Annotated in this window: 18 protein-coding genes; 7 read left to right on the forward strand and 11 right to left on the reverse strand. The window is 60.1% G+C overall.

Features of this window, described 5'->3' with window-relative positions:
- Positions 1–99: 99 nt before the first annotated feature.
- The 6 genes from PSH64_RS28930 to PSH64_RS28955 all read right to left on the reverse strand — a co-directional run bounded on the left by PSH64_RS28930 (position 100) and on the right by PSH64_RS28955 (position 7,455).
- Entirely contained in the window at positions 100–1,068 is a 969-nt protein-coding gene (locus PSH64_RS28930) for a CDP-6-deoxy-delta-3,4-glucoseen reductase (RefSeq protein WP_105340704.1), read from the reverse strand.
- Entirely contained in the window at positions 1,068–2,534 is a 1,467-nt protein-coding gene (ubiD, locus tag PSH64_RS28935; protein WP_105340703.1) for a 4-hydroxy-3-polyprenylbenzoate decarboxylase, read from the reverse strand. Before ubiD ends, PSH64_RS28930 begins: the two co-directional genes overlap by 1 nt.
- 81 nt (positions 2,535–2,615) lie before the next feature.
- Positions 2,616–4,571: an acyltransferase family protein gene (locus tag PSH64_RS28940; protein WP_305479349.1), complete on the reverse strand. Its 1,956-nt coding sequence runs from the start codon at positions 4,569–4,571 to the stop codon at positions 2,616–2,618.
- 219 nt (positions 4,572–4,790) lie between these two features.
- Positions 4,791–6,050, reverse strand: a complete 1,260-nt coding sequence (gene rho / locus PSH64_RS28945) for a transcription termination factor Rho (RefSeq protein ID WP_007899384.1) — start codon at positions 6,048–6,050, stop codon at positions 4,791–4,793.
- A 247-nt stretch (positions 6,051–6,297) separates the two neighbouring features.
- Positions 6,298–6,627 carry a thioredoxin TrxA gene (gene trxA, locus PSH64_RS28950; RefSeq protein ID WP_003206727.1) on the reverse strand — a complete coding sequence of 110 codons (330 nt, stop codon included), beginning with the start codon at positions 6,625–6,627 and terminating at the stop codon, positions 6,298–6,300.
- Positions 6,628–6,747: 120 nt separating this feature from the next.
- Positions 6,748–7,455, reverse strand: a complete 708-nt coding sequence (locus PSH64_RS28955; RefSeq protein WP_305479350.1) for a FadR/GntR family transcriptional regulator — start codon at positions 7,453–7,455, stop codon at positions 6,748–6,750.
- A 258-nt stretch (positions 7,456–7,713) separates the two neighbouring features.
- On the opposite strand from PSH64_RS28955, the gene PSH64_RS28960 reads away from it, so the two are divergent.
- The 5 genes from PSH64_RS28960 (at position 7,714) to ppx (ending at position 12,320) form a co-directional block, all read left to right on the forward strand.
- A complete protein-coding gene (locus PSH64_RS28960) occupies positions 7,714–8,499 on the forward strand; it encodes a transporter substrate-binding domain-containing protein (protein ID WP_018927568.1) in 786 nt (261 codons plus the stop codon).
- A 22-nt stretch (positions 8,500–8,521) separates the two neighbouring features.
- The gene (locus tag PSH64_RS28965; protein WP_305479351.1) at positions 8,522–9,202 is read left to right on the forward strand and encodes an amino acid ABC transporter permease; all 681 of its coding nucleotides are present in this window, start codon (positions 8,522–8,524) and stop codon (positions 9,200–9,202) included.
- A complete protein-coding gene (locus PSH64_RS28970) occupies positions 9,199–9,849 on the forward strand; it encodes an amino acid ABC transporter permease (RefSeq protein ID WP_105340699.1) in 651 nt (216 codons plus the stop codon). The genes PSH64_RS28965 and PSH64_RS28970 overlap by 4 nt, the downstream gene beginning before the upstream one ends.
- Positions 9,836–10,573 (forward strand): amino acid ABC transporter ATP-binding protein, encoded by a 738-nt coding sequence (locus PSH64_RS28975; RefSeq protein WP_305479352.1) that lies wholly within the window; start codon positions 9,836–9,838, stop codon positions 10,571–10,573. Before PSH64_RS28970 ends, PSH64_RS28975 begins: the two co-directional genes overlap by 14 nt.
- A gap of 244 nt (positions 10,574–10,817) precedes the next feature.
- The gene (gene ppx, locus PSH64_RS28980) at positions 10,818–12,320 is read left to right on the forward strand and encodes an exopolyphosphatase (protein ID WP_105340697.1); all 1,503 of its coding nucleotides are present in this window, start codon (positions 10,818–10,820) and stop codon (positions 12,318–12,320) included.
- A gap of 240 nt (positions 12,321–12,560) precedes the next feature.
- On the opposite strand, the gene ppk1 is transcribed toward ppx, so the two are convergent.
- Both ppk1 and hemB read right to left on the reverse strand, forming a co-directional pair.
- Positions 12,561–14,783: a polyphosphate kinase 1 gene (ppk1, locus tag PSH64_RS28985; protein WP_105340696.1), complete on the reverse strand. Its 2,223-nt coding sequence runs from the start codon at positions 14,781–14,783 to the stop codon at positions 12,561–12,563.
- Between the two features lie 18 nt (positions 14,784–14,801).
- Entirely contained in the window at positions 14,802–15,815 is a 1,014-nt protein-coding gene (gene hemB, locus PSH64_RS28990; protein WP_019580521.1) for a porphobilinogen synthase, read from the reverse strand.
- A 208-nt stretch (positions 15,816–16,023) separates the two neighbouring features.
- Here hemB and PSH64_RS28995 point away from each other — a divergent pair, with 208 nt between their 5' ends.
- Positions 16,024–16,656: a DedA family protein gene (locus PSH64_RS28995; protein WP_064621046.1), complete on the forward strand. Its 633-nt coding sequence runs from the start codon at positions 16,024–16,026 to the stop codon at positions 16,654–16,656.
- Here the strand turns inward: PSH64_RS28995 and PSH64_RS29000 are convergent.
- Complete coding sequence (locus PSH64_RS29000) at positions 16,637–17,872, reverse strand: sterol desaturase family protein (RefSeq protein ID WP_305479353.1); 1,236 nt, start codon at positions 17,870–17,872, stop codon at positions 16,637–16,639. The two genes, PSH64_RS28995 and PSH64_RS29000, sit on opposite strands and share 20 nt — an antisense overlap.
- A gap of 114 nt (positions 17,873–17,986) precedes the next feature.
- On the opposite strand from PSH64_RS29000, the gene elbB reads away from it, so the two are divergent.
- On the forward strand, positions 17,987–18,655 hold the full coding sequence (gene elbB, locus PSH64_RS29005; protein WP_105340694.1) for an isoprenoid biosynthesis glyoxalase ElbB: 669 nt from the start codon (positions 17,987–17,989) through the stop codon (positions 18,653–18,655).
- Positions 18,656–18,771: 116 nt separating this feature from the next.
- On the opposite strand, the gene PSH64_RS29010 is transcribed toward elbB, so the two are convergent.
- Both PSH64_RS29010 and PSH64_RS29015 read right to left on the reverse strand, forming a co-directional pair.
- A complete protein-coding gene (locus tag PSH64_RS29010; protein ID WP_105340693.1) occupies positions 18,772–19,227 on the reverse strand; it encodes a YaiI/YqxD family protein in 456 nt (151 codons plus the stop codon).
- 105 nt (positions 19,228–19,332) lie between these two features.
- Entirely contained in the window at positions 19,333–21,231 is a 1,899-nt protein-coding gene (locus PSH64_RS29015; RefSeq protein ID WP_305479354.1) for an FTR1 family protein, read from the reverse strand.
- Between the last annotated feature and the right edge of the window lie 45 nt (positions 21,232–21,276).

Consider the following 21,276-nt stretch of genomic DNA (forward strand, 5'->3'; position numbering starts at 1 on the left):
TAAAATGATTGCCTGAATGAGATATAACCTACCGGCATTTATATAAATCTATAAATACCGATCGGCTATATAGAGAGTTATAACGATCAAAATCGCGGATCAAGATCGCGGCGCGTAGGCGAATACATCCGCGCGCATTTGATGGGCATCCATCCCCGCTTCCACCAGAGCATCCAGCGTGCCATAGACCATGGCCGGAGAGCCGCTGGCGTAGACGTGCAGCGCTTTCAGATCAGGGAAATCTTCACACACCGCCTCATGCAACATGCCGCAGCGCCCCTGCCAGCCGCATTGATCGCTGACGACTTTATGCAGGAACAGATTGGGTAGCTTCAGCCATTCATCCCAATGCTCGATGTCGTAAAAATCTTCAGGACGGCGCACGCCCCAATACAAATGCACCGGATGTTTGAAGCCCGAGGCCCGGCAATGTTCGATCAGGCTGTGGATCTGCCCCATGCCGGTACCGGCAGCGATCAGTACCAGTGGACCGTCCGGCAATTCCGCCAGATGGGTGTCGCCGAATGGCATCTCGATGCGCACCATCGAGTTGCGCTGAAGCTGTTCGATCAGGCTCAGCGCACTGCTTTCGCGCGCCAGTACATGAATTTCCAGGTCACGGCCGGAATGCGGGGCAGAGGCCAGGGAGAAGGCGGATTTCTCGCCATTCTCACGCTCGATCATCAGGTACTGGCCGGCGTGATAGCGCGGCGGCTTGCCCGCTGGCGCACGCAAACGCACGCGCCAGGTATCGCCGCCGACATCCCTGCATTCAATGACCTGACACGACAGGCTGCGCACCGGCAATTCTCCCAGCGCGAGCACGCCATCCCACAGCACGATGCAGTCTTCCAGCGGCTCTGCAATGCAAGTGTAGAACTCGCCATGGTCGCGCACATCACCGCCCTGCTCGACCCGCCCTTCCACCAGCAACGCGCCGCACACATGGCAATTGCCGTTACGACAGCTTTGTGGGCATTCATAGCCCAGGCGCCGCGCACCATCGAGAATCCGCTCGCCGGGCAGAATCTCAAGCACTGCTCCGGAGGGCTGCAAGGTTACACGCATCAATCTATTCCTAACTGATTCCAGATGGCATCGATCCGTTGGGTAACGGCTTCATCCTTGACGATGACCCGGCCCCACTCGCGGGTGGTTTCGCCCGGCCATTTATGCGTGGCATCGAGCCCCATCTTCGACCCCAGGCCGGAGACCGGCGAGGCGAAGTCCAGGTAGTCGATCGGCGTGTTGTCGATCATCACCGTATCGCGCTTGGGGTCCATGCGCGTGGTGATGGCCCAGATCACGTCGTTCCAGTCCCGTGCGTTGATATCGTCGTCGGTGACGATAACGAACTTGGTGTACATGAACTGTCGCAAAAACGACCAGACACCGAGCATTACCCGCTTGGCATGGCCGGGATACGACTTCTTCATGGTCACGATGGCCATGCGGTACGAGCAGCCTTCGGGCGGCAGGTAGAAGTCGGTGATCTCCGGGAACTGCTTTTGCAGAATCGGCACGAACACTTCGTTCAACGCCACACCGAGAATCGCCGGCTCATCCGGCGGACGGCCGGTGTAGGTGCTGTGGTAGATCGGTTTGATCCGGTGGGTGATGCGCTCGACGGTGAACACCGGGAAGCTGTCGACTTCGTTGTAGTAGCCGGTGTGGTCGCCGTAAGGACCTTCATCGGCCATTTCGCCCGGATGGATCACGCCTTCGAGGATGATCTCGGCGGTGGCCGGTACTTGCAGGTCATTGCCGCGGCACTTCACCAGCTCAGTGCGGTTACCCCGCAACAGACCGGCGAAAGCGTATTCGGAGAGGCTGTCCGGCACCGGCGTCACGGCGCCAAGAATGGTGGCCGGGTCAGCGCCCAGGGCCACGGACACCGGGAACGGCTGGCCGGGGTGTTTCTCGCACCACTCACGGTAATCCAGCGCACCGCCACGGTGGCTCAACCAGCGCATGATCACTTTGTTGCGGCCGATCACCTGTTGACGGTAGATGCCGAGGTTCTGGCGATCCTTGTTCGGACCTTTGGTGACCGTCAGGCCCCAGGTGATCAGCGGGCCGACGTCGCCCGGCCAGCAGGTCTGCACCGGCAGCATCGCCAGATCGACATCGTCGCCTTCGATGACCACTTCCTGGCAGACCGCGTCTTTGACGACCTTCGGCGCCATGGCAATGATCTTGCGAAAGATCGGCAGCTTGGACCAGGCGTCCTTCAAACCCTTCGGCGGCTCGGGCTCCTTGAGGAACGCCAGCAGCTTGCCGATCTCGCGCAGCTCGCTGACCGACTCGGCGCCCATGCCCATGGCCACCCGCTCGGGGGTGCCGAACAGGTTGCCGAGTACCGGAATGTCATAGCCGGTGGGTTTTTCGAACAGCAGCGCCGGGCCTTTGGCTCGCAGCGTGCGATCACAGACTTCGGTCATCTCCAGCACTGGAGAGACGGGGATCTGGATGCGTTTCAACTCTCCGCGCTGCTCAAGCTGCTGCACGAAATCCCGAAGATCCTTGAATTTCATTTGACGATGGCACCCCTGAAATAGGCGTACATCCTACCTGCTCTGCCGGCCAAACAGCAGCCTGTCAGTGCGCAGCAGCAATCAATTGTGATTTGCACCCAGCAGCACCGGGGCAAACAACGGGCCCAAGCGAGCACTGCCGGTATCCGACAGATGATCCTCGTCCTTGTACTGCGAATGACCATTGACCTCGATACTGCAAACCTGGCCCACACACATCAATGGCGTAGGATCGATGATATGTACACCTGGATCGGCGGCACTCATCGACTCGAACAAGGTATTGAGAAAATGCTGGCGCGCCAGGTGCTCTTCGAGTGGTCGGCCCAGCCCCTCGGCCGAACGCCCGATCCGGGCCAGACTCGTCAGTCGATCAATGGTGCCTTTGCGCTGCAGCGGCACTTCCTTGAACAACCAGACTTGCGCGCCCGCCTCTCTTAACGCCGCCACCCGCGCCTTGAGCGCCGTGGCCATGCGCTCCTCGGCCTGCGCCGTATTGTCATACTGATTAAGCAGAACCTTTTTATCGCCGTCTTCGCGACCGTAAATGTACAGATTCCAATTGGATGCCAACACCACATCCTTGATCTGCAGGCTGCGAACCCGCTCCATTGTCTGCTCGTTGAAATCCTTGCAACGTTGGCGCAAGTCATTGCTCAGAACCGGCGGACAGGCACTCATGCTGTAAAGCCATACCGGGCGACCCTCACGCTTTGCGCTACTTTCGATCGCCGGCAACAGCGCGGCCGCGTGACTGTCGCCCCAGAACATTTGTGTCGCCGGAATCTCTTCGTGACCACCCACCAGACACGCCTTGTCCAGTTCTTTGTCCGAGGTTACCAACATGCATTTCATCTGCCCGGCCCGCCACTCCCGAGACTGAGCATATTCCAGCGCTTTGCCGGTAAGGCGTTGAGGAAAGCCGTCCGCCGATCGCACCATCGAACCCGTGACCGCCAGCGCGGCCATGGCCAGCATGCCCCCCAACAACACGGGTTTGCGTCCACCAAGCAGGCGTTTTTCACGGAATGGAAGTTCGACGAAGCGCCAGCTCAACCATGCAAGGCCGAGCGCCAATAGCATCCAGCCCGCAGCCTCCAAGGGCTGAATGCCGTCGATCGAAATGGCATTGGCGTAGACATAGACCGGCCAGTGCCACAGATACAACGAATAGGAGAGCAAGCCGATCCATACCAGTGCGCGAGCACTCAACACCTGGCCGCTCCATGTAGAACCGTGCCCACCCGACCAGATCAGCGCGGTGGCACCGAGCACGGGCAACAAAGCCGCCCAGCCCGGGAACACCGTGGCCTTGTCAAAAGTGAAAACAGCCACCAGGACCGCCATCAACCCGGCCACTCCCACAGACTGATAGAGCCAGGGCCGCACAGCCTGTTTTGAGGCGGGCAAGACCGCGAGCATGGCACCGCACAACAACTCCCAGGCACGTGTCGGCAGCGAGAAGAAAGCCACGTCGGGTTTGCGGTCGATATAGGCGATATTGAGCCCGAAAGACACCAGCAGCATGGCAAACAGCATCCAGCGCCAATGGCGAACATGGCGCATCAGCAACACCATCAATAGCGGAAAGAAGATGTAGTACTGCTCTTCAACGGCCAGGGACCAGGTATGCAGCAACGGCTTTAGTTCCGATGCGGGCTGGAAGTAGCCGTCTTCGCGCATGAACAGAATGTTTGAAATGAACAGCGACTGATAACGAACCGTCCTTCCCAACTCGGAGAAGTCCTTGGCCGTCAGCAACAGCCAGCCCAGAGCCAGCGTCGCCAGCAGCACCACGCTCAGGGCCGGAATGATCCGTCGTGCACGGCGAGCCCAGAAATCGACGAAGCTGAAACGCTGTGCACCGATCTCACGGAACAGGATGCTGGTAATCAGGAATCCGGAAATGACAAAGAAGACATCGACACCGACAAAGCCACCGCTGAAAGTGCTGAAGCCAAAATGAAACAGCACCACCGGAATAACGGCCAGAGCCCGCAATCCGTCGATATCACGGCGATTGCCAAATGTGTGCATAACGTTCCTTGTCGTTTCCGATACGAAGCCGATTGATAAGGGACTCGCGGGCGGCGGCCCCCCCATAGAATGGGCGCCAGTTTACAACACGGTAAGTATCTATCCAGATACAAAATACCGGGCGCAAAAAAAAAGCGCCCTTTGCGGGGCGCCCTTTTTGAAGCGTTTGTCTCGTCCTGAACAGGCTTGACCGGCTTCAGGATCAGACAATACTACGTGTTACTTACGCTTCATCGACAAGAAGAACTCGTCGTTGGTCTTGGTCTGTTTCAGCTTGTCGACCAGGAACTCGATGGCAGAGACTTCGTCCATCGGGTGCAGCAGCTTGCGCAGGATCCACATACGCTGCAGTTCGTCGTCAGCTGTCAGCAACTCTTCGCGGCGAGTACCGGAACGGTTGATGTTGATGGCCGGGAACACGCGTTTCTCGGCGATCTTGCGATCCAGAGGCAGTTCCATGTTGCCGGTGCCTTTGAATTCTTCGTAGATCACTTCGTCCATCTTCGAACCGGTTTCAACCAGTGCGGTGGCGATGATGGTCAGCGAGCCGCCTTCTTCGATGTTCCGCGCAGCGCCGAAGAAACGTTTCGGTTTCTCCAGGGCGTGGGCATCGACACCACCGGTCAGCACCTTGCCGGAGCTCGGGATCACGGTGTTGTAGGCACGGGCCAGACGGGTGATGGAGTCGAGCAGAATCACCACGTCCTTCTTGTGCTCGACCAGGCGCTTGGCCTTTTCGATCACCATTTCGGCAACCTGCACATGGCGGGTTGGCGGCTCGTCGAACGTCGAGGCAACCACTTCGCCGCGCACGGTGCGCTGCATTTCGGTCACTTCTTCCGGACGTTCGTCGATCAGCAGCACGATCAGATGAACTTCAGGGTTGTTACGCGCGATGTTTGCCGCGATGTTCTGCAGCATGATCGTTTTACCGGCTTTCGGCGGAGCAACGATCAGGCCACGCTGGCCTTTGCCGATCGGGGCGCACAGGTCGATGACACGACCGGTCAAGTCTTCGGTGGAACCGTTGCCGGCTTCCATCTTCATGCGCACGGTCGGGAACAGCGGGGTCAGGTTCTCGAAGAGAATCTTGTTTTTCGCGTTCTCGGGACGATCGTAGTTGATCGTGTCGACCTTCAGCAGCGCGAAATACCGCTCGCCTTCCTTTGGAGGACGGATCTTGCCAACGATGGTGTCACCGGTGCGCAAGTTGAAGCGACGGATCTGGCTCGGCGAGACGTAAATGTCGTCCGGGCCGGCGAGATAGGAAGCGTCAGCGGAGCGCAGGAAGCCGAAGCCGTCCTGGAGAATCTCCAGCACGCCATCACCGGAGATTTCCTCGCCGCTTTTCGCGTGCTTTTTGAGCAGGGAGAAAATCACGTCCTGCTTGCGCGAACGGGCCATATTTTCTATGCCCATCTGTTCGGCCAATTCGAGCAGTTCGGTAATCGGCTTTTGCTTGAGTTCAGTCAGATTCATATAGGAATGACGTAATCATTTATGGAGGGGGGAAATTAAGCTTTTGGCTTAATGAGGCCGCGCCGCAGAGAAGGCGACAGGATCGCGTACTTATTCGAAAAGGAGTGCGTCGGCGACGGCTAGCAGGGGGCAGTGGAGAAACCAGTGCGGGGCCGAATGTACCACCTGAGTTTCGGAGCGTCTAGCCCTCAATAACGAAAAGGCCCCGCAATATGCGGGGCCTTTTCATGACGCTTTATAACAACGCTTAGATGTTGGCGTCGAGGAAAGCGGCCAGTTGCGACTTCGACAGCGCGCCGACCTTGGTGGCTTCGACGTTGCCGTTCTTGAACAGCATCAGTGTCGGGATACCACGCACGCCGTGCTTGGCCGGGGTTTCCTGGTTTTCGTCGATGTTCAGTTTGGCAACGGTCAGCTTGCCTTTGTAGGTCTCGGCAATTTCGTCCAGAACAGGAGCGATCATTTTGCAAGGGCCGCACCATTCAGCCCAGTAGTCGACCAGTACAGCGCCTTCGGCCTTGAGTACGTCGGCCTCGAAGCTAGCGTCGCTAACGTGTTTGATAAGATCGCTGCTCATGGAAGTCTCCAGGTTGTAAGCAAAAAAACGTGGCCCATCATAGCTGCCCTTCCCCCGTTCAGGAAGCCGCAGATGATTGAGTCTCGCTATGGCGCCCCATGAATTTGGGTATAGCTCAAGTCACAAGGTGACGGGAGCGACAAAGGCGATTCCGGTGCGCAGGGCAGCGTTGCGCACATGCTCCTGCATGGCCTTCTGCGCGGCACCGGACGAACGGCGAGCCAGTGCACGAAGGATTTTGCGGTGTTCCTGCCAGGTTTCCATGGCGCGCTCGGCCCGGATGAACGGTAGCTTCTGGCTCTCCAGAAAGATGTCGGCGCTGGCCGTCAGAATGCTCAGCATCGCCTGATTGCCGCTGGCCAGGAGGATGCGTCGGTGAAACTCGAAATCCAGCCGCGCCGCTGCATCAAAGTCGGCGGCCCGCAGTTCGTTGCGCATGGCGGCGACATTGTCTTCCAGGGCATCGAGATCTTCGGTGCTCAGGGTCACGGCCGCCAGCCCGGCGGCAAAGCTCTCCAGCGCGTAGCGCAACTGAAAGATGTCCAGCGGCGATGCCTGCGCCGCGAACGGCCAACCCGGCGCCGCATCACCCCGGGGCAGATCGACCGGCGACTGCACGAACACGCCCTTGCCCGGCTGGATGCTGATCACGCCCAGCGCACTCAGGGACGACAACGCCTCCCGCAGTGACGCCCGGCTGACCCCCAATTGCACCGCCAGATCCCGTTGCGAAGGCAAGGCATCACCCGGTCCGAAACCTTGCTCGGTGATCAATTTACGGATGGCTTGCAGCGCCACTTCGGGTACTGCGCGGGAGATCGAGTTCATGGTTTTTTTCAGACGAACCAGGCCAATGAGCGGCTAGTTGTAAAGCTATTCGCGACATCCGGCAAGTCGTGCCCCATGGGGGTTCGGGATTGTTCACGGGTGCGCCATCAGGGTGCGAAATTCCACCTGACTGTTCAGACCAGTAAGACCGAACGACACCAGCAAAACCGTGGCTTGCACCCCCTGAAACCGAATCTTGGCATGGCCCGTGCTCTGTCGATCCGCAGAAATCACTTCCCGCCGATCCGGAGATTTGCCATGACCCAGCGTTACAGCGCCCTCCTCGCCGCCTTGTTTGCCAGCCTGATGCTGAGCCAGGCACCCGCCCACGCCGACGGTCTGGAGGATGTAGTCAAGCGCGGCACCCTCAAAGTCGCCGTGCCCCAGGACTTTCCGCCGTTCGGCTCGGTCGGCCCGGACATGAAACCCCGCGGCCTCGACATCGACACCGCCAAACTGCTGGCCGACCAACTCAAGGTCAAACTCGAACTGACCCCGGTCAATAGCACCAACCGCATCCCATTCCTGACTACCGGCAAGGTCGACCTGGTGATTTCCAGCCTCGGCAAGAACCCCGAGCGCGAGAAAGTCATCGACTTCTCCCGGGCCTATGCGCCGTTCTATCTCGCCGTGTTCGGCCCGCCAGACGCCGCCATCAAGGGCTTGGACGATCTCAAGGGCAAAACCATCAGCGTCACCCGTGGCGCCATCGAAGACATCGAGCTGACCAAAGTCGCCCCCGAAGGCGTGACGATCAAACGCTTCGAAGACAACAACTCGACCATCGCCGCCTACCTTGCCGGGCAAGTCGACTTGATCGCCAGCGGCAACGTGGTAATGGTGGCGATCAGCGAGAAAAACCCGAAACGGGTGCCGGCGCTGAAAGTGAAGCTCAAGGACTCTCCGGTGTACGTCGGCGTGAACAAGAACGAGCCGGCTTTACTGGACAAGGTCAACCAGATCCTGACCACAGCCAAGGCCGACGGTGCGCTGGAAAAGAACTCGCAAACCTGGCTGAAAGAGCCGCTGCCGGCCGATCTCTGATCGTTCGCGCGGGAGACGACTTATGGCTTATCAGTTCGATTTCTTGCCGGTGGTGGAAAACACCGACCTGCTGCTGCGCGGTGCGCTGTTCACCCTTGAGCTGACAGCCATCGGCGCAGTGCTCGGGGTCGCTCTGGGCATCGTCGGCGCGTTGGTGCGGGCGTGGAACATCCGCCCGTTCGCCGGCATTTTCGGGGTCTACGTCGAGTTGATCCGCAACACGCCTTTTCTGGTGCAGTTGTTTTTCATCTTCTTCGGCTTGCCGTCGCTGGGCCTGCAGATTTCCGAATGGCAGGCGGCGATACTGGCGATGGTGATCAACCTGGGCGCCTACTCGACCGAGATCATCCGCGCCGGCATTCAGGCGATCCCCCGCGGGCAGCTGGAAGCCGCGGCCGCCCTGGCGATGAGCCGCTTCGAAGCCTTCCGCCATGTGGTTCTGCTGCCGGCGCTGGGCAAGGTCTGGCCGGCCCTGAGCAGCCAGATCATCATCGTCATGCTGGGCTCGGCGGTCTGTTCGCAGATCGCCACCGAAGAGCTGAGTTTCGCCGCCAACTTCATTCAATCACGCAACTTTCGCGCTTTTGAAACCTATGCCCTGACCACACTGCTCTACCTGTGCATGGCGCTACTGATCCGTCAGCTGTTGAACTGGATCGGTCGCCGCTACATATCCAAAAGCAGCGCAAGGAGCAGCCAATGAGCGATTTCACCTTCTGGGACATCCTGCGCAACCTGCTCACGGGCCTGCAATGGACGCTGGCATTGTCGCTGGTGGCGTTTATCGGTGGCGGGCTGATCGGTTTGCTGATCATGGTGATGCGGATTTCAAAGAAACCCTTGCCCAGCCACTTCGCCCGAACCTACATCGAACTGTTCCAGGGCACGCCACTGTTGATGCAACTGTTTCTGGTGTTCTTCGGCGTGGCCTTGGCCGGTGTGGAAATTTCGCCGTGGATGGCGGCGGCGATTGCCCTGACGCTGTTCACCAGCGCCTACCTGGCGGAGATCTGGCGCGGTTGCGTCGACTCGATTCCCAACGGCCAGTGGGAAGCTTCGTCGAGCCTGGCGCTCAACCCGCTGGAGCAATTGCGTTACGTGATCCTGCCGCAAGCCCTGCGCATTGCCGTGGCGCCGACCGTGGGCTTCTCGGTGCAAGTGGTCAAGGGCACCGCCGTCACCTCGATCATCGGCTTCACCGAACTGACCAAGACCGGCGGCATGCTCGCCAACGCGACCTTCGAACCCTTCATGGTCTACGGCCTCGTCGCCCTCGGTTACTTCCTGCTCTGCTACCCCTTGTCCCTCAGTGCGCGCTACCTGGAAAGGAGACTGCATGCCTCTGCTTAGAATTTCCGCCCTGCATAAATATTACGGCGACCATCATGTGCTCAAAGGCATTGACCTGAGTGTCGAGGAAGGCCAGGTGGTGGCGATCATCGGTCGCAGCGGCTCGGGCAAATCCACCTTGCTGCGCACCCTCAATGGCCTGGAATCGATCAACGACGGCGTGATCGAAGTCGACGGCGAATACCTCGACGCCGCCCGCGCCGACCTGCGCAGCCTGCGGCAGAAAGTCGGGATGGTGTTCCAGCAGTTCAACCTGTTCCCGCACCTGACCGTCGGCGAAAACGTCATGCTTGCGCCGCAAGTGGTGCAGAAAGTGCCGAAAGCCAAAGCCACCGAACTGGCGCGGCAGATGCTGGAACGGGTCGGATTAGGCGAAAAATTCGATGCCTTCCCGGATCGACTCTCCGGCGGCCAGCAACAGCGGGTAGCGATTGCCCGGGCGCTGGCGATGTCACCGAAAGTCTTGCTGTGCGACGAAATCACCTCGGCCCTGGACCCGGAACTGGTCAACGAAGTGCTGAGCGTGGTCCGGCAACTGGCCAGGGAAGGCATGACGCTGATCATGGTCACCCATGAAATGCGCTTTGCCCGCGAAGTTGGGGATAAGTTGGTGTTCATGCATCAGGGCAAGGTGCATGAAGTGGGGGATCCGAAGGTGTTGTTTGCCAATCCGCAGACGGCGGAGTTGGCGAATTTCATCGGGACCGTGGAAGTGACGGCCTGAAGGATATTCAGTGCCTTGGAGGCCGCCTTCGCGGGCAAGCCCGCTCCCACAGGGATTTTGTGTTGCCTACAATCGTGAAAACGACACCGAACCAATGTGGGAGCGGGCTTGCTCGCGAAGGGGCCATCCGCAACACCGCAAGTGTCCCGTGGTAAAAGATCGCAGCCTTCGACAGCTCCTACGCGTTGGCGCGAGCGTTTGATCGTGGCAGGATGTCGAGGTTATCGACCGAGACCCCCTGACCATGCCGCTACCCCAAGCCAAGAATCTGTCCCTGATCGCCGCAATCGACCTGGGCTCCAACAGCTTTCACATGGTCGTGGCCAAGGCCCAGAACGGCGAAATCCGGATTCTCGAACGTCTCGGGGAGAAGGTTCAGCTGGCCGCCGGCATCGACGAAGAGCGTCAACTCAGCGAAGAATCCATGCAGCGCGGGCTCGATTGCCTGAAGCGTTTCGCCCAACTGATCAACGGTATGCCGCCCGGCACCGTGCGGATCGTCGGCACCAACGCCTTGCGCGAAGCCCGTAACCGCGGCGAGTTCATCCGTCGCGCCGAAGAAATCCTCGGCCACCCGGTAGAAGTCATCTCCGGCCGTGAAGAAGCGCGCCTGATCTACCTCGGCGTCTCCCATACCCTCGCCGACACTCCGGGCAAACGCCTGGTAGCCGATATCGGCGGCGGCAGTACCGAATTCATCATCGGGCAGAGATTCGAGCCATTGTTGCGCGAAAGCCTGCAAATGGGCTGCGTCAGCTTCACCCAGCGCTATTTCAGGGATGGCAAGATTACCCCGGCCCGCTACGCCCAGGCGTACACCGCGGCGCGGCTGGAGATCATGAGCATCGAACACGCCCTGCACCGCCTGACCTGGGATGAAGCCATCGGCTCCTCGGGCACCATTCGTGCCATTGGCCTGGCGCTGAAGGCCGGTGGGCATGGTACCGGCGAAGTGAATGCCGAAGGCCTGGCCTGGCTCAAGCGCAAGCTGTTCAAACTCGGCGATGTCGAGAAAATCGACTTCGAAGGCATCAAGCCCGACCGCCGGGCGATTTTCCCCGCCGGGCTGGCGATTCTCGAAGCGATCTTCGACGCCCTCGAACTGCAACGCATGGACCACTGTGAAGGCGCCCTGCGCGAAGGCGTGCTGTATGACCTGCTGGGCCGTCATCATCATGAAGACGTCCGTGAGCGCACGCTCAGCTCGCTCATGGAGCGCTACCACGTCGACCTGGAACAAGCTGCGCGAGTCGAGCGCAAGGCGCTGCATGCCTTCGATCAAGTGGCCGAGGATTGGGACCTGGACGACGGCGTCTGGCGCGAACTGCTGAGCTGGGCGGCCAAGGTCCATGAAGTGGGCCTGGACATCGCGCACTATCAGTACCACAAGCACGGCGCCTACCTGATCGAGCACTCGGACCTGGCCGGATTCTCCCGCGAAGACCAGCAAATGCTCGCGCTGCTGGTGCGTGGCCACCGACGTAACATTCCCAAGGACAAGTTCGCCGATTTCGGCGATGACGGCATCAAGCTGATTCGCCTGTGCGTGCTGCTGCGCTTTGCGATTCTGTTCCACCACATCCGCGGCACCCAGGAAATGCCTCAGGTGGTGCTGCATGCCAACGGCGACAGCCTGGATGTATTGTTCCCGGAGCACTGGCTGGACGACAACCAGTTGACCCAGGCCGACTTCGCCCTGGAAGCAGAATGGCTGACTCGCGTCAGCTTCGTGCTCAACGTCCGCTGAAATTGAAAAAGGCCTTCTTCGGAAGGCCTTTTTTGTGTCCGCGATTCAGCAAACGACGCAAACCCCATGTGAGAGCGGGCTTGTGGCGAGGGGGCTTGCCCCCGTTCGGCTGCGTAGCAGTCGTAGAACGTTGCACGCGTTGAACTTGATACACCACGACCGCAGACTCTGGGGCCGCTTCGCGACCCAACGGGGGCAAGCCCCCTCGCCACACAAGCCCGCTCCCACAGGTTTTGCGCGTTAACGCACCGCCAGAATCGGGCTGCCCAAACGCTCCAGCAAGGTGGCCTGGGCGCTGCGCGGGTTCTGGTTGCCGGTCGGCGTGTTGCGGACGTAGCGACCGTCCGACTGCAGGCTCCAGCTGTGGGTGTTATCGGTGAGATAAAGCTCCAGCTCTTTCTTGACCCGCAAAATCAGCTTTTTGCCCTCGACCGGGAAGCACGTCTCGACGCGCTTGTCGAGGTTGCGCTCCATCCAGTCGGCACTGGACAGGAACATCTGCTCTTCGCCGCCATTGAGGAAGTAGAAGACCCGGGTGTGCTCCAGGAAGCGACCGATGATCGAGCGCACGTGGATGTTATGGGAAACCCCGGCGATGCCCGGTCGCAGGCAGCACATGCCGCGCACCACCAGATCGATCCGCACCCCGGACTGGCTGGCCTTGTACAACGCACGGATGATTTTCGGGTCGGTCAGCGAGTTGAACTTGGCGATGATGTGCGCCGGTTTGCCGTCGAGGGCGAATTGTGTCTCCCGGGCAATCATGTCGAGCATGCCCTTCTTCAACGTGAACGGCGCGTGCAGCAGTTTTTTCATGCGCAGGGTTTTACCCATGCCGATCAACTGGCTGAACAGTTTGCCGACGTCTTCGCACAAGGCATCGTCGGAGGTCAGAAGGCTGTAGTCGGTATACAGACGGGCGTTGGCCGCGTGGTAGTTACCGGTACCCAAGTGGGCGTAGCGGACAATCTCACCGGCCTCACGACGCAAAATCAGCATCATCTTGGCGTGGGTCTTGAAGCCGACCACACCGTAAATCACCACCGCACCGGCCGCTTGCAGACGGCTGGCCAGCTGCAGGTTGGATTCTTCATCGAACCGCGCGCGCAATTCGATCACCGCCGTCACTTCCTTGCCGTTACGCGCAGCGTCCACCAGGGCATCGACGATCTCCGAGTTGGCGCCGCTGCGATACAACGTCTGGCGAACCGCCAACACATGCGGATCCTTGGCCGCCTGGCGCAGCAAGTCGACTACCGGGGTGAACGACTCGAACGGGTGCAGCAGCAGGATGTCCTGCTTGCTGATCACACTGAAAATGTTCTCGCTGTTCTGCAGCAGTTTCGGGATCTGCGGGGTGAACGGGGTGTATTGCAGCTCTGGATGACTGTCCAGGCCAGTGATGCTGAACAGCCGCGTCAGGTTGACCGGACCGTTGACCTGATACAGCTCGGTCTCGTGCAGGTTGAACTGCTTGAGCAGGTAATCGGACAGGTGTTTCGGGCAGGTATCGGCCACTTCCAGCCGCACCGCATCCCCGTAGCGACGGGAGAACAACTCGCCGCGCAGGGCGCGGGCCAGGTCTTCGACGTCTTCGGTATCGACCGCAAGGTCGGCGTTTCGGGTCAGGCGGAACTGGTAGCAGCCCTTGACCTTCATACCCTGGAACAGGTCATCGGCGTGGGCATGGATCATCGACGACAGGAACACGTAGTTGTCGCCCGGGCCGCCGACTTCTTCCGGCACCTTGATGATCCGCGGCAACAGACGCGGCGCCGGGATAATCGCCAGGCCGGAGTCGCGACCGAAGGCGTCGATACCTTCAAGCTCGACGATGAAGTTCAGGCTCTTGTTCACCAGCAACGGAAACGGGTGCGTCGGGTCAAGGCCGATCGGGGTGATGATCGGCGCGATCTCGTCGCGGAAATAGCGACGAACCCAGGTCTTGAGCTTGGTGGTCCAGTAGCGGCGACGGATGAAGCGGACCTGATGTTTTTCCAGCTCCGGCAACAGAATGTCGTTGAGGATCGCGTATTGGCGGTCGACGTGACCGTGCACCAACTCGCTGATACGGGCCAGGGCCTGATGCGGTTGCAGGCCATCGGCACCGGCTTGTTCACGGGCGAAGGTGATCTGCTTCTTCAGGCCGGCCACACGAATTTCGAAGAACTCGTCCAGGTTGCTGGAGAAGATCAGCAGGAACTTCAGCCGCTCCAGCAATGGGTAGGACTCATCCAGCGCCTGTTCCAGCACGCGGATATTGAACTGCAGTTGCGAGAGCTCGCGATGGATGTACAGGCTGCTGTCATCCAGACCGGGAATGGCAATCGCTGGTGCCGCCACAACGGGCTCGGCCACCACCGCGGGTGGAGCGGGCTCCAGCTCCGGCGGAGTTTCAGCGATTTGCTCCACCACAGGTTGAGCATCTTTTACGGCAACTTCAGTGAGTCCTTCGGTATTCATCGAATGTTCCTGGGAGGGCTATTTTTGCTCTCGTAACAATTGAGCAGCACGGACGGCAAAGTAAGTCAGGATGCCATCAGCGCCTGCACGTTTAAAAGCGGTCAGGGATTCGAGGATAACCCCTTCGCTCAACCAGCCATTCTGGATCGCCGCCATGTGCATGGCGTATTCGCCGCTGACCTGATACACAAAGGTCGGCACTTTGAACGCTTCCTTGACCCGATAAAGAATATCCAGATACGGCATGCCTGGCTTGACCATGACCATGTCCGCGCCTTCTGACAAGTCCGCCGCCACTTCGTGCAGGGCTTCGTTGCTGTTGGCCGGGTCCATCTGATAGGAGGCCTTGTTGGCCTTGCCCAGGTTCAACGCCGAACCCACCGCATCGCGGAACGGGCCGTAATAGGCGCTGGCGTACTTGGCCGAGTAGGCCATGATCCGCACATTGACGTGACCGGCCAGCTCCAGCGCCTCGCGGATCGCCTGAATGCGGCCGTCCATCATGTCCGACGGGGCCACCACCTGAGCGCCGGCTTCGGCGTGGGACAAAGCCTGTTTAACCAGTGCGTCGACGGTAATGTCGTTCTGCACGTAGCCTTCTTCGTCGAGGATGCCGTCTTGACCATGAGTGGTGAACGGGTCCAGGGCCACGTCGGTAATCACACCCAGCTCCGGGAACTGCGCACGCAGAGCGCGGGTAGCGCGCTGGGCGATGCCGTTGGGGTTCCAGGCTTCTGCAGCGTCCAGTGACTTGAGCTCCGGTGGTGTCACCGGGAACAGTGCCAGCGCCGGGATCCCCAGCTCGACCCACTTGGCCGCTTCTTCAAGCAACAAATCGATGGTCAGGCGTTCGACGCCCGGCATCGAGGCCACCGCTTCGCGACGGTTTTCACCGTCCAGCACGAACACCGGCAGAATCAGATCATCGACAGTCAGTACGTTTTCACGGACCAGTCGACGCGAAAAATCATCGCGACGGTTGCGACGCAGGCGGGTTGCAGGAAACAAACGGTTGGCGGGGGTAAAGCTCACGGCAGACTCCTGAGCCCGCGCTGGCGGGCGAGCGTGACAGTTATAAGCGGCCATTATGACCAACGTATTACAGTTATGTGCACCCCTGTGGCAGGTAGTCGCATTCCATTGTCCTTGTAGGAAATGTTCACGTCGAGACACATTTGGACACTTTCATGAATGTGCACGAAGGGTTAGGCTGCGCGTTCATTTCGCCAGCACCCAGACAATGCTCCAACAATTTCTACATGACTTCGGCTACTTCGCCCTGTTCCTCGGCACGTTTTTCGAAGGCGAAACCATTCTGGTGCTCGCAGGCTTCCTCGCGTTCCGTGGGTACATGGACATCAACCTGGTGGTGGTCGTGGCGTTCTTCGGCAGTTATGCCGGCGATCAGCTGTGGTACTTCCTGGGGCGCAAGCACGGGCGCAAATTGCTGGCGCGCAAACCGCGCTGGCAATTGATGGGCGATCGGGCACTGGAACATATCCGCAAGCACCCGGACATCTGGGTGCTGAGCTTCCGTTTTGTCTATGGTTTGCGCACCGTGATGCCGGTGGCAATCGGTCTGTCGGGCTATCCGCCGGGACGTTATCTGCTGCTCAACGGGATTGGCGCGGCGATCTGGGCCGCCGCGCTGGCAGCAGCCGCGTATCACTTCGGTGCGGTGCTCGAAGGCATGCTCGGCAGCGTCAAGAAGTACGAGCTGTGGGTGCTGGGTGCCCTGTTGGTACTGGGCTTCGTCCTGTGGCTGCGGCGGCGTTTCAAGAATGCCCGCCTGGCGAAAAAAATCTACGCCGATGAGCAGGCACTGAAAGCCGAACAGGCCAAGTCCAACGAACCTACGACACCCATCGAGTGAAGCGGTTTCTACAACAGTAGAGACCGATGCCACTGAGCAGGCTGTAACTGAGCAGCCCTACCCAGCCCACCGCGCTGCCCGGCCATAGCCCGACCATCGGCGCCAGCCAAACCAGCGGCAGGTTCGACGCCAGCCGCAACAGCTCCAGCTTCAACGCCTGCGGGCGATTCTCCAGGGCCACGCCCAACACAAACAACCCTGACGCCACCGCCCCCCAGCCCAACACCAGGGCAGCGGTCGACAGGCTCTGCTCCAGGTTCATCAAGTAACTGCCCAAGGCGATGTAGACGCAGAATTGCAGCGCCACATACCACTGCTGACGCCCGTCCAGCGGCACCTCGAATTTGCGGAACTGAGCCAGGTCCGGCTTGTTCATCGGGTATTTGGCCGCCACGTCCGCCGGCCGCCAACCGGTGCGCATGAACCAGATCCGCAGCTTGTCCCACCAGCGCTCGGCGCGCCGGGCGTCATCCCACAACTGCGCGTAAAACTGCACGTTCGCCCACAACGGATTCCAGCTCGCCAGCGGCGTGGTCACGCCGAAAATCACCGGTTCGTTGTCGTCTTCTTCCTGGAACGAACCGAACAGACGGTCCCAAATAATGAACACCCCGCCGTAGTTGCGATCCATGTAGAGAGCGTTCTGTGCATGGTGGGCCCGATGATTGGACGGCGTGACGAAGAACCACTCGAACCAGCCGAGCTTGGGAATGTGTCGGGTATGCACCCAGAATTGATACAGCAGGTTCAGTGCCGCAACGCTGACGAACACCAGCAGCGGCACGCCGAGTACAGCCAGGGGCAGGTAGAAAATCCAGCTCAACAGAAACCCGGTGCTGGTCTGGCGCAAGGCTGTGGAGAGGTTGTAGTCCTCGCTCTGGTGATGCACTGAATGTGCGGCCCAGAGAATGTTGCGCTCATGGCCCATGCGGTGCAGCCAGTAGTAGCAGAAGTCGTAGAAGACAAAAGCGAATACCCAGACCCAGACACTGTCGGCCGACAGCTCGATCACGGCCAGGTGTTTAAGGGCGAAGGCATATGTGACCAGGCCGACGCCTTTGGTCAACAGGCCCGTGGTAGTCGACAGCACGCCGGTACTGAGGCTGTTGATCGCGTCTGCCACGCGGTAATTGCTCACCCCGCGCCAACGGTCGGCCAGTAACTCGACCGCAATCAGCACAAAGAAAAACGGCACCGCATACAGAATGAAGTTCATGACGCGACCTGATCAGAATCGTTCAGCAGAGATTAGGTGTAACCACGAATCAACCCTATGGCAACGAGTGACAAATTAGTGGACATTTAACGCCATGAATCTGGAGAAAAACCCATGAGCAAAAAAATTGCAGTGATCCTTTCCGGCTGTGGCGTGTACGACGGCGCCGAGATCCACGAAAGCGTGATCACCCTGCTGCGGCTGGACCAGCGCGGAGCCCAGGTGCAGTGTTTCGCACCCAACATCGCGCAATTGCATGTGATCAACCACCTGACGGGCGAAGAAATGCCCGAATCGCGCAACGTGCTGGTGGAATCGGCGCGGATCGCCCGGGGCAACATCAAGGATATCCGTGAAGCCAGCGTCGAGGACTTCGATGCGCTGATCGTTCCTGGCGGATTCGGTTCGGCCAAGAACCTGTCGAACTTTGCCATCGAAGGCGCCGGATGCAGCGTTCAACCTGACGTCCTGGCGTTGACCGAAGCGTTCGCCGAGGCCGGCAAGCCGGTGGGGCTGATCTGCATCTCGCCGGCCCTGGCGGCCAAGATCTACGGCCCGGGCGTGACCTGCACCATCGGCAACGATGCCGATACCGCCGCCGCAATGAACAAGATGGGCGCCACCCATGCCGAATGCGCAGTGACCGACATCATCGAAGACAAGGCGCGCAAGTTGGTAACCACCCCGGCCTACATGCTGGCGCAATCGATCAGCGAGGCCGCTTCCGGCATCAACAAACTGGTCGACCGCGTACTGGAACTGACCCACGAAAACGACGAGTAACACCGTTCAATGTGGGAGCGGGCTTGCTCGCGAAGACGGGCTGACCTTCAACATTGGTGTTGGCTGACACACCGCTTTCGCGAGCAAGCCCGCTCCCACAGAGTTCAACGCATGGCTTAAGACTTGCGTGATAACCGGGTCAGTATCCGGTCCAGCGCATTGGCGAACGCCTGTTTCTCGCGCTCGCCGAACGGCGCCGGTCCGCCGCTCATCTGACCCTGCTCGCGCAGGTCGGTGAACAGGTTACGCACCGCCAATCGATCGCCCATGTTCTGCGCATCGAACTCCTTGCCCCGCGGGTCCAGCGCCGCAACGCCGTTCTTCACCAGCCGATCCGCCAGCGGCACATCGCTGCAAATCACCAACTCCCCCGGCACCGCGTGTTCCACCAGGTAATCGTCGGCGGCATCCGGGCCGCTGGGCACCACGATCAGCTTCACCAGGGCAAGGCCCGGCTTGATCTGCGGCTGACCGGCCACCAGCACCACTTCGAACTGGCGCTTGAGGGCGAACTTCACTACCAGATCCTTGGCTGCCCGAGGGCAGGCGTCGGCATCGATCCACACGCGCATTGGGTTTCCTCTATTGAAAAGCATCGCGGGCAAGCCCGCTCCCACAAGGTTAGCGCTGAACCTGTGGGAGCGGGCTTGCCCGCGATTATGAGCACAGCGAATGCTTCAGGAAACCGATACCCGCCGCTTCTCGGCCATACGGCTGCGGCAGTACAACACGATGATCGCAATGATCGCCACGGCCTGAGCACCCAGCGAATAGGCATCAGCGTGAATTCCCAGCCAATCGAAGTCAAAGAACCGCACCGGCCGCGTGCCGAAGATCCCGGCTTCCTGCAACGCCTTCACGCCATGACCGGCAAACACTACCGACAACGCACACAGCAACCCGGCATTGATACCGAAGAATAGCGCCAGCGGCAGTTTCGCCGAGCCGCGCAGAATCACCCACGCCAGTCCGACCAGCAACACCAGCGCTGTCGCACCGCCCGCCAGTACGGCGTTATGCCCTGCCGGGCCGGCCTGCAACCACAGGGTTTCGTAAAACAGGATCACTTCGAACAGTTCGCGGTACACCGAGAAGAACGCCAGGATCGCAAAGCCGAAACGCCCGCCGCCGCTCACCAGGCTGCTCTTGATGTAGTCCTGCCAGGCTGCTGCGTGGCGACGGTCGTGCATCCACACACCGAGCCAGAGCACCATGACACTGGCAAACAACGCCGTCGCGCCTTCCAGCAGTTCACGCTGAGCCCCGCTGACATCAATCACATACGCCGCCAATGCCCAGGTCGCCAGCCCGGCCAGCAGCGCCAGGCCCCAACCGGCGTTGACGCTACGCACCGCCGATTGCTGGCCGGTGTTGCGCAGGAACGCGAGGATCGCCGCAAGCACCAGAATCGCTTCCAGACCTTCTCGCAACAGAATCAACAGGCCGGAAATGTAGCTCAGCGACCAGCTCAAGCCATCGCTACCGAGCAAACCGGCAGACTGCTTCAACTTGGCCTTGGCCGCCTCCAGGCGCTGCTCGGCCTGGGCCACCGGCAAGCCGTCCTGCAACGACTGGCGGTAAGCCATCAGGGATTTTTCAGTGTCTTTGCGTACGTTGGCGTCGACGTTGTCCAGGGAGCTTTCGACCAGTTCGAAACCTTCCAGATACGCCGCCACCGACAGGTCGTAAGCCTGATCGTGATCGCCGGCCCGATAGGCGGCGATGCTCTTGTCCAGCGTGGCCGCCGTGTAATCAAGCAATTGCCCCGGGCCGCGCTTGACCTGCGGCGGCTGCGCTCGTTGCGCCCGGAAAGTTGCGGCTGCTTGTGGGCCTTCGGCGGCCTGTACTTCAGCCGGCGTCTGACGCGCCAGGTCGGCGATGTTGTAGGTTTTCCCGGATTTGGCCGCTGCCGGATCGGCGCTGAAGCTGGCGATATAGGTCGCCAGATCCCAACGTTGGCGATCATCCAGTTGATCGGCAAAGGCCGGCATATCGGTGCCTTCGACACCCATGCCCAGCGTGTTGTAGATCCCATAGAGGCTCAGACGGTCCAGTCGCACGGTATCGCGCAGATTGGCCGGCGGCGGTGTCATGCCGACACCCGCCGGGCCGTCACCGGCGCCCGCATCACCGTGGCATACCGAGCATTGCTGGGCATACAGCGGCGCGCCGCGAGTCGGGTCCGGGGTAATGACCGGGGCTTGGCTGACCTCATAGGTCACCGCCAGTTTCGCCCCCAGTTGCCGCGCCTGGCGAGCAACGTCCGCGCCGTCCTTGCGAGCGGCAATCGCGGTGCGCAGGTTGCTGACACCCTGCTCCAGTTCGGCGCGCTCGGGTTTGGCCGGGAAATCGGCGATCAAGCCTTGCAGTACCGTCAGGAATTCCTGCTGTTCGCGGTACTCGGACTCATCGATGACTTTGCCCGCCTCGACCGTCGCCGGGTAATCGGCGCCAATGTAATCGAGCAAATGCAAGGCCTTGGGCGCACCGTCTGCGGTTTCGGCCAGCGCATTGAAGCTGCAAAGCGCGATCATCGGCAGCACGAGCCACGCCAGAAAACGAGAAGATGCAGTCATGAATAATTCTCAAATGGAAATACGAAGTAACACATTGTTCACTTC

The sequence above is a fragment of the Pseudomonas sp. FP1742 genome (assembly GCF_030687145.1).
GTDB lineage: Bacteria > Pseudomonadota > Gammaproteobacteria > Pseudomonadales > Pseudomonadaceae > Aquipseudomonas > Aquipseudomonas frederiksbergensis_D.

What these genes read in the sequence shown, in the direction of transcription:
- PSH64_RS28930 (WP_105340704.1), bottom strand. Translation starts at nt 1,068, where the DNA reads ATGCGTGTAACCTTGCAGCCCTCCGGAGCAGTGCTTGAGATTCTGCCC.
- ubiD (WP_105340703.1), bottom strand. Translation starts at nt 2,534, where the DNA reads ATGAAATTCAAGGATCTTCGGGATTTCGTGCAGCAGCTTGAGCAGCGC.
- PSH64_RS28940 (WP_305479349.1), bottom strand. Translation starts at nt 4,571, where the DNA reads ATGCACACATTTGGCAATCGCCGTGATATCGACGGATTGCGGGCTCTG.
- rho (WP_007899384.1), bottom strand. Translation starts at nt 6,050, where the DNA reads ATGAATCTGACTGAACTCAAGCAAAAGCCGATTACCGAACTGCTCGAA.
- trxA (WP_003206727.1), bottom strand. Translation starts at nt 6,627, where the DNA reads ATGAGCAGCGATCTTATCAAACACGTTAGCGACGCTAGCTTCGAGGCC.
- PSH64_RS28955 (WP_305479350.1), bottom strand. Translation starts at nt 7,455, where the DNA reads ATGAACTCGATCTCCCGCGCAGTACCCGAAGTGGCGCTGCAAGCCATC.
- PSH64_RS28960 (WP_018927568.1), top strand. Translation starts at nt 7,714, where the DNA reads ATGACCCAGCGTTACAGCGCCCTCCTCGCCGCCTTGTTTGCCAGCCTG.
- PSH64_RS28965 (WP_305479351.1), top strand. Translation starts at nt 8,522, where the DNA reads ATGGCTTATCAGTTCGATTTCTTGCCGGTGGTGGAAAACACCGACCTG.
- PSH64_RS28970 (WP_105340699.1), top strand. Translation starts at nt 9,199, where the DNA reads ATGAGCGATTTCACCTTCTGGGACATCCTGCGCAACCTGCTCACGGGC.
- PSH64_RS28975 (WP_305479352.1), top strand. Translation starts at nt 9,836, where the DNA reads ATGCCTCTGCTTAGAATTTCCGCCCTGCATAAATATTACGGCGACCAT.
- ppx (WP_105340697.1), top strand. Translation starts at nt 10,818, where the DNA reads ATGCCGCTACCCCAAGCCAAGAATCTGTCCCTGATCGCCGCAATCGAC.
- ppk1 (WP_105340696.1), bottom strand. Translation starts at nt 14,783, where the DNA reads ATGAATACCGAAGGACTCACTGAAGTTGCCGTAAAAGATGCTCAACCT.
- PSH64_RS28995 (WP_064621046.1), top strand. Translation starts at nt 16,024, where the DNA reads ATGCTCCAACAATTTCTACATGACTTCGGCTACTTCGCCCTGTTCCTC.
- PSH64_RS29000 (WP_305479353.1), bottom strand. Translation starts at nt 17,872, where the DNA reads ATGAACTTCATTCTGTATGCGGTGCCGTTTTTCTTTGTGCTGATTGCG.
- elbB (WP_105340694.1), top strand. Translation starts at nt 17,987, where the DNA reads ATGAGCAAAAAAATTGCAGTGATCCTTTCCGGCTGTGGCGTGTACGAC.
- PSH64_RS29010 (WP_105340693.1), bottom strand. Translation starts at nt 19,227, where the DNA reads ATGCGCGTGTGGATCGATGCCGACGCCTGCCCTCGGGCAGCCAAGGAT.
- PSH64_RS29015 (WP_305479354.1), bottom strand. Translation starts at nt 21,231, where the DNA reads ATGACTGCATCTTCTCGTTTTCTGGCGTGGCTCGTGCTGCCGATGATC.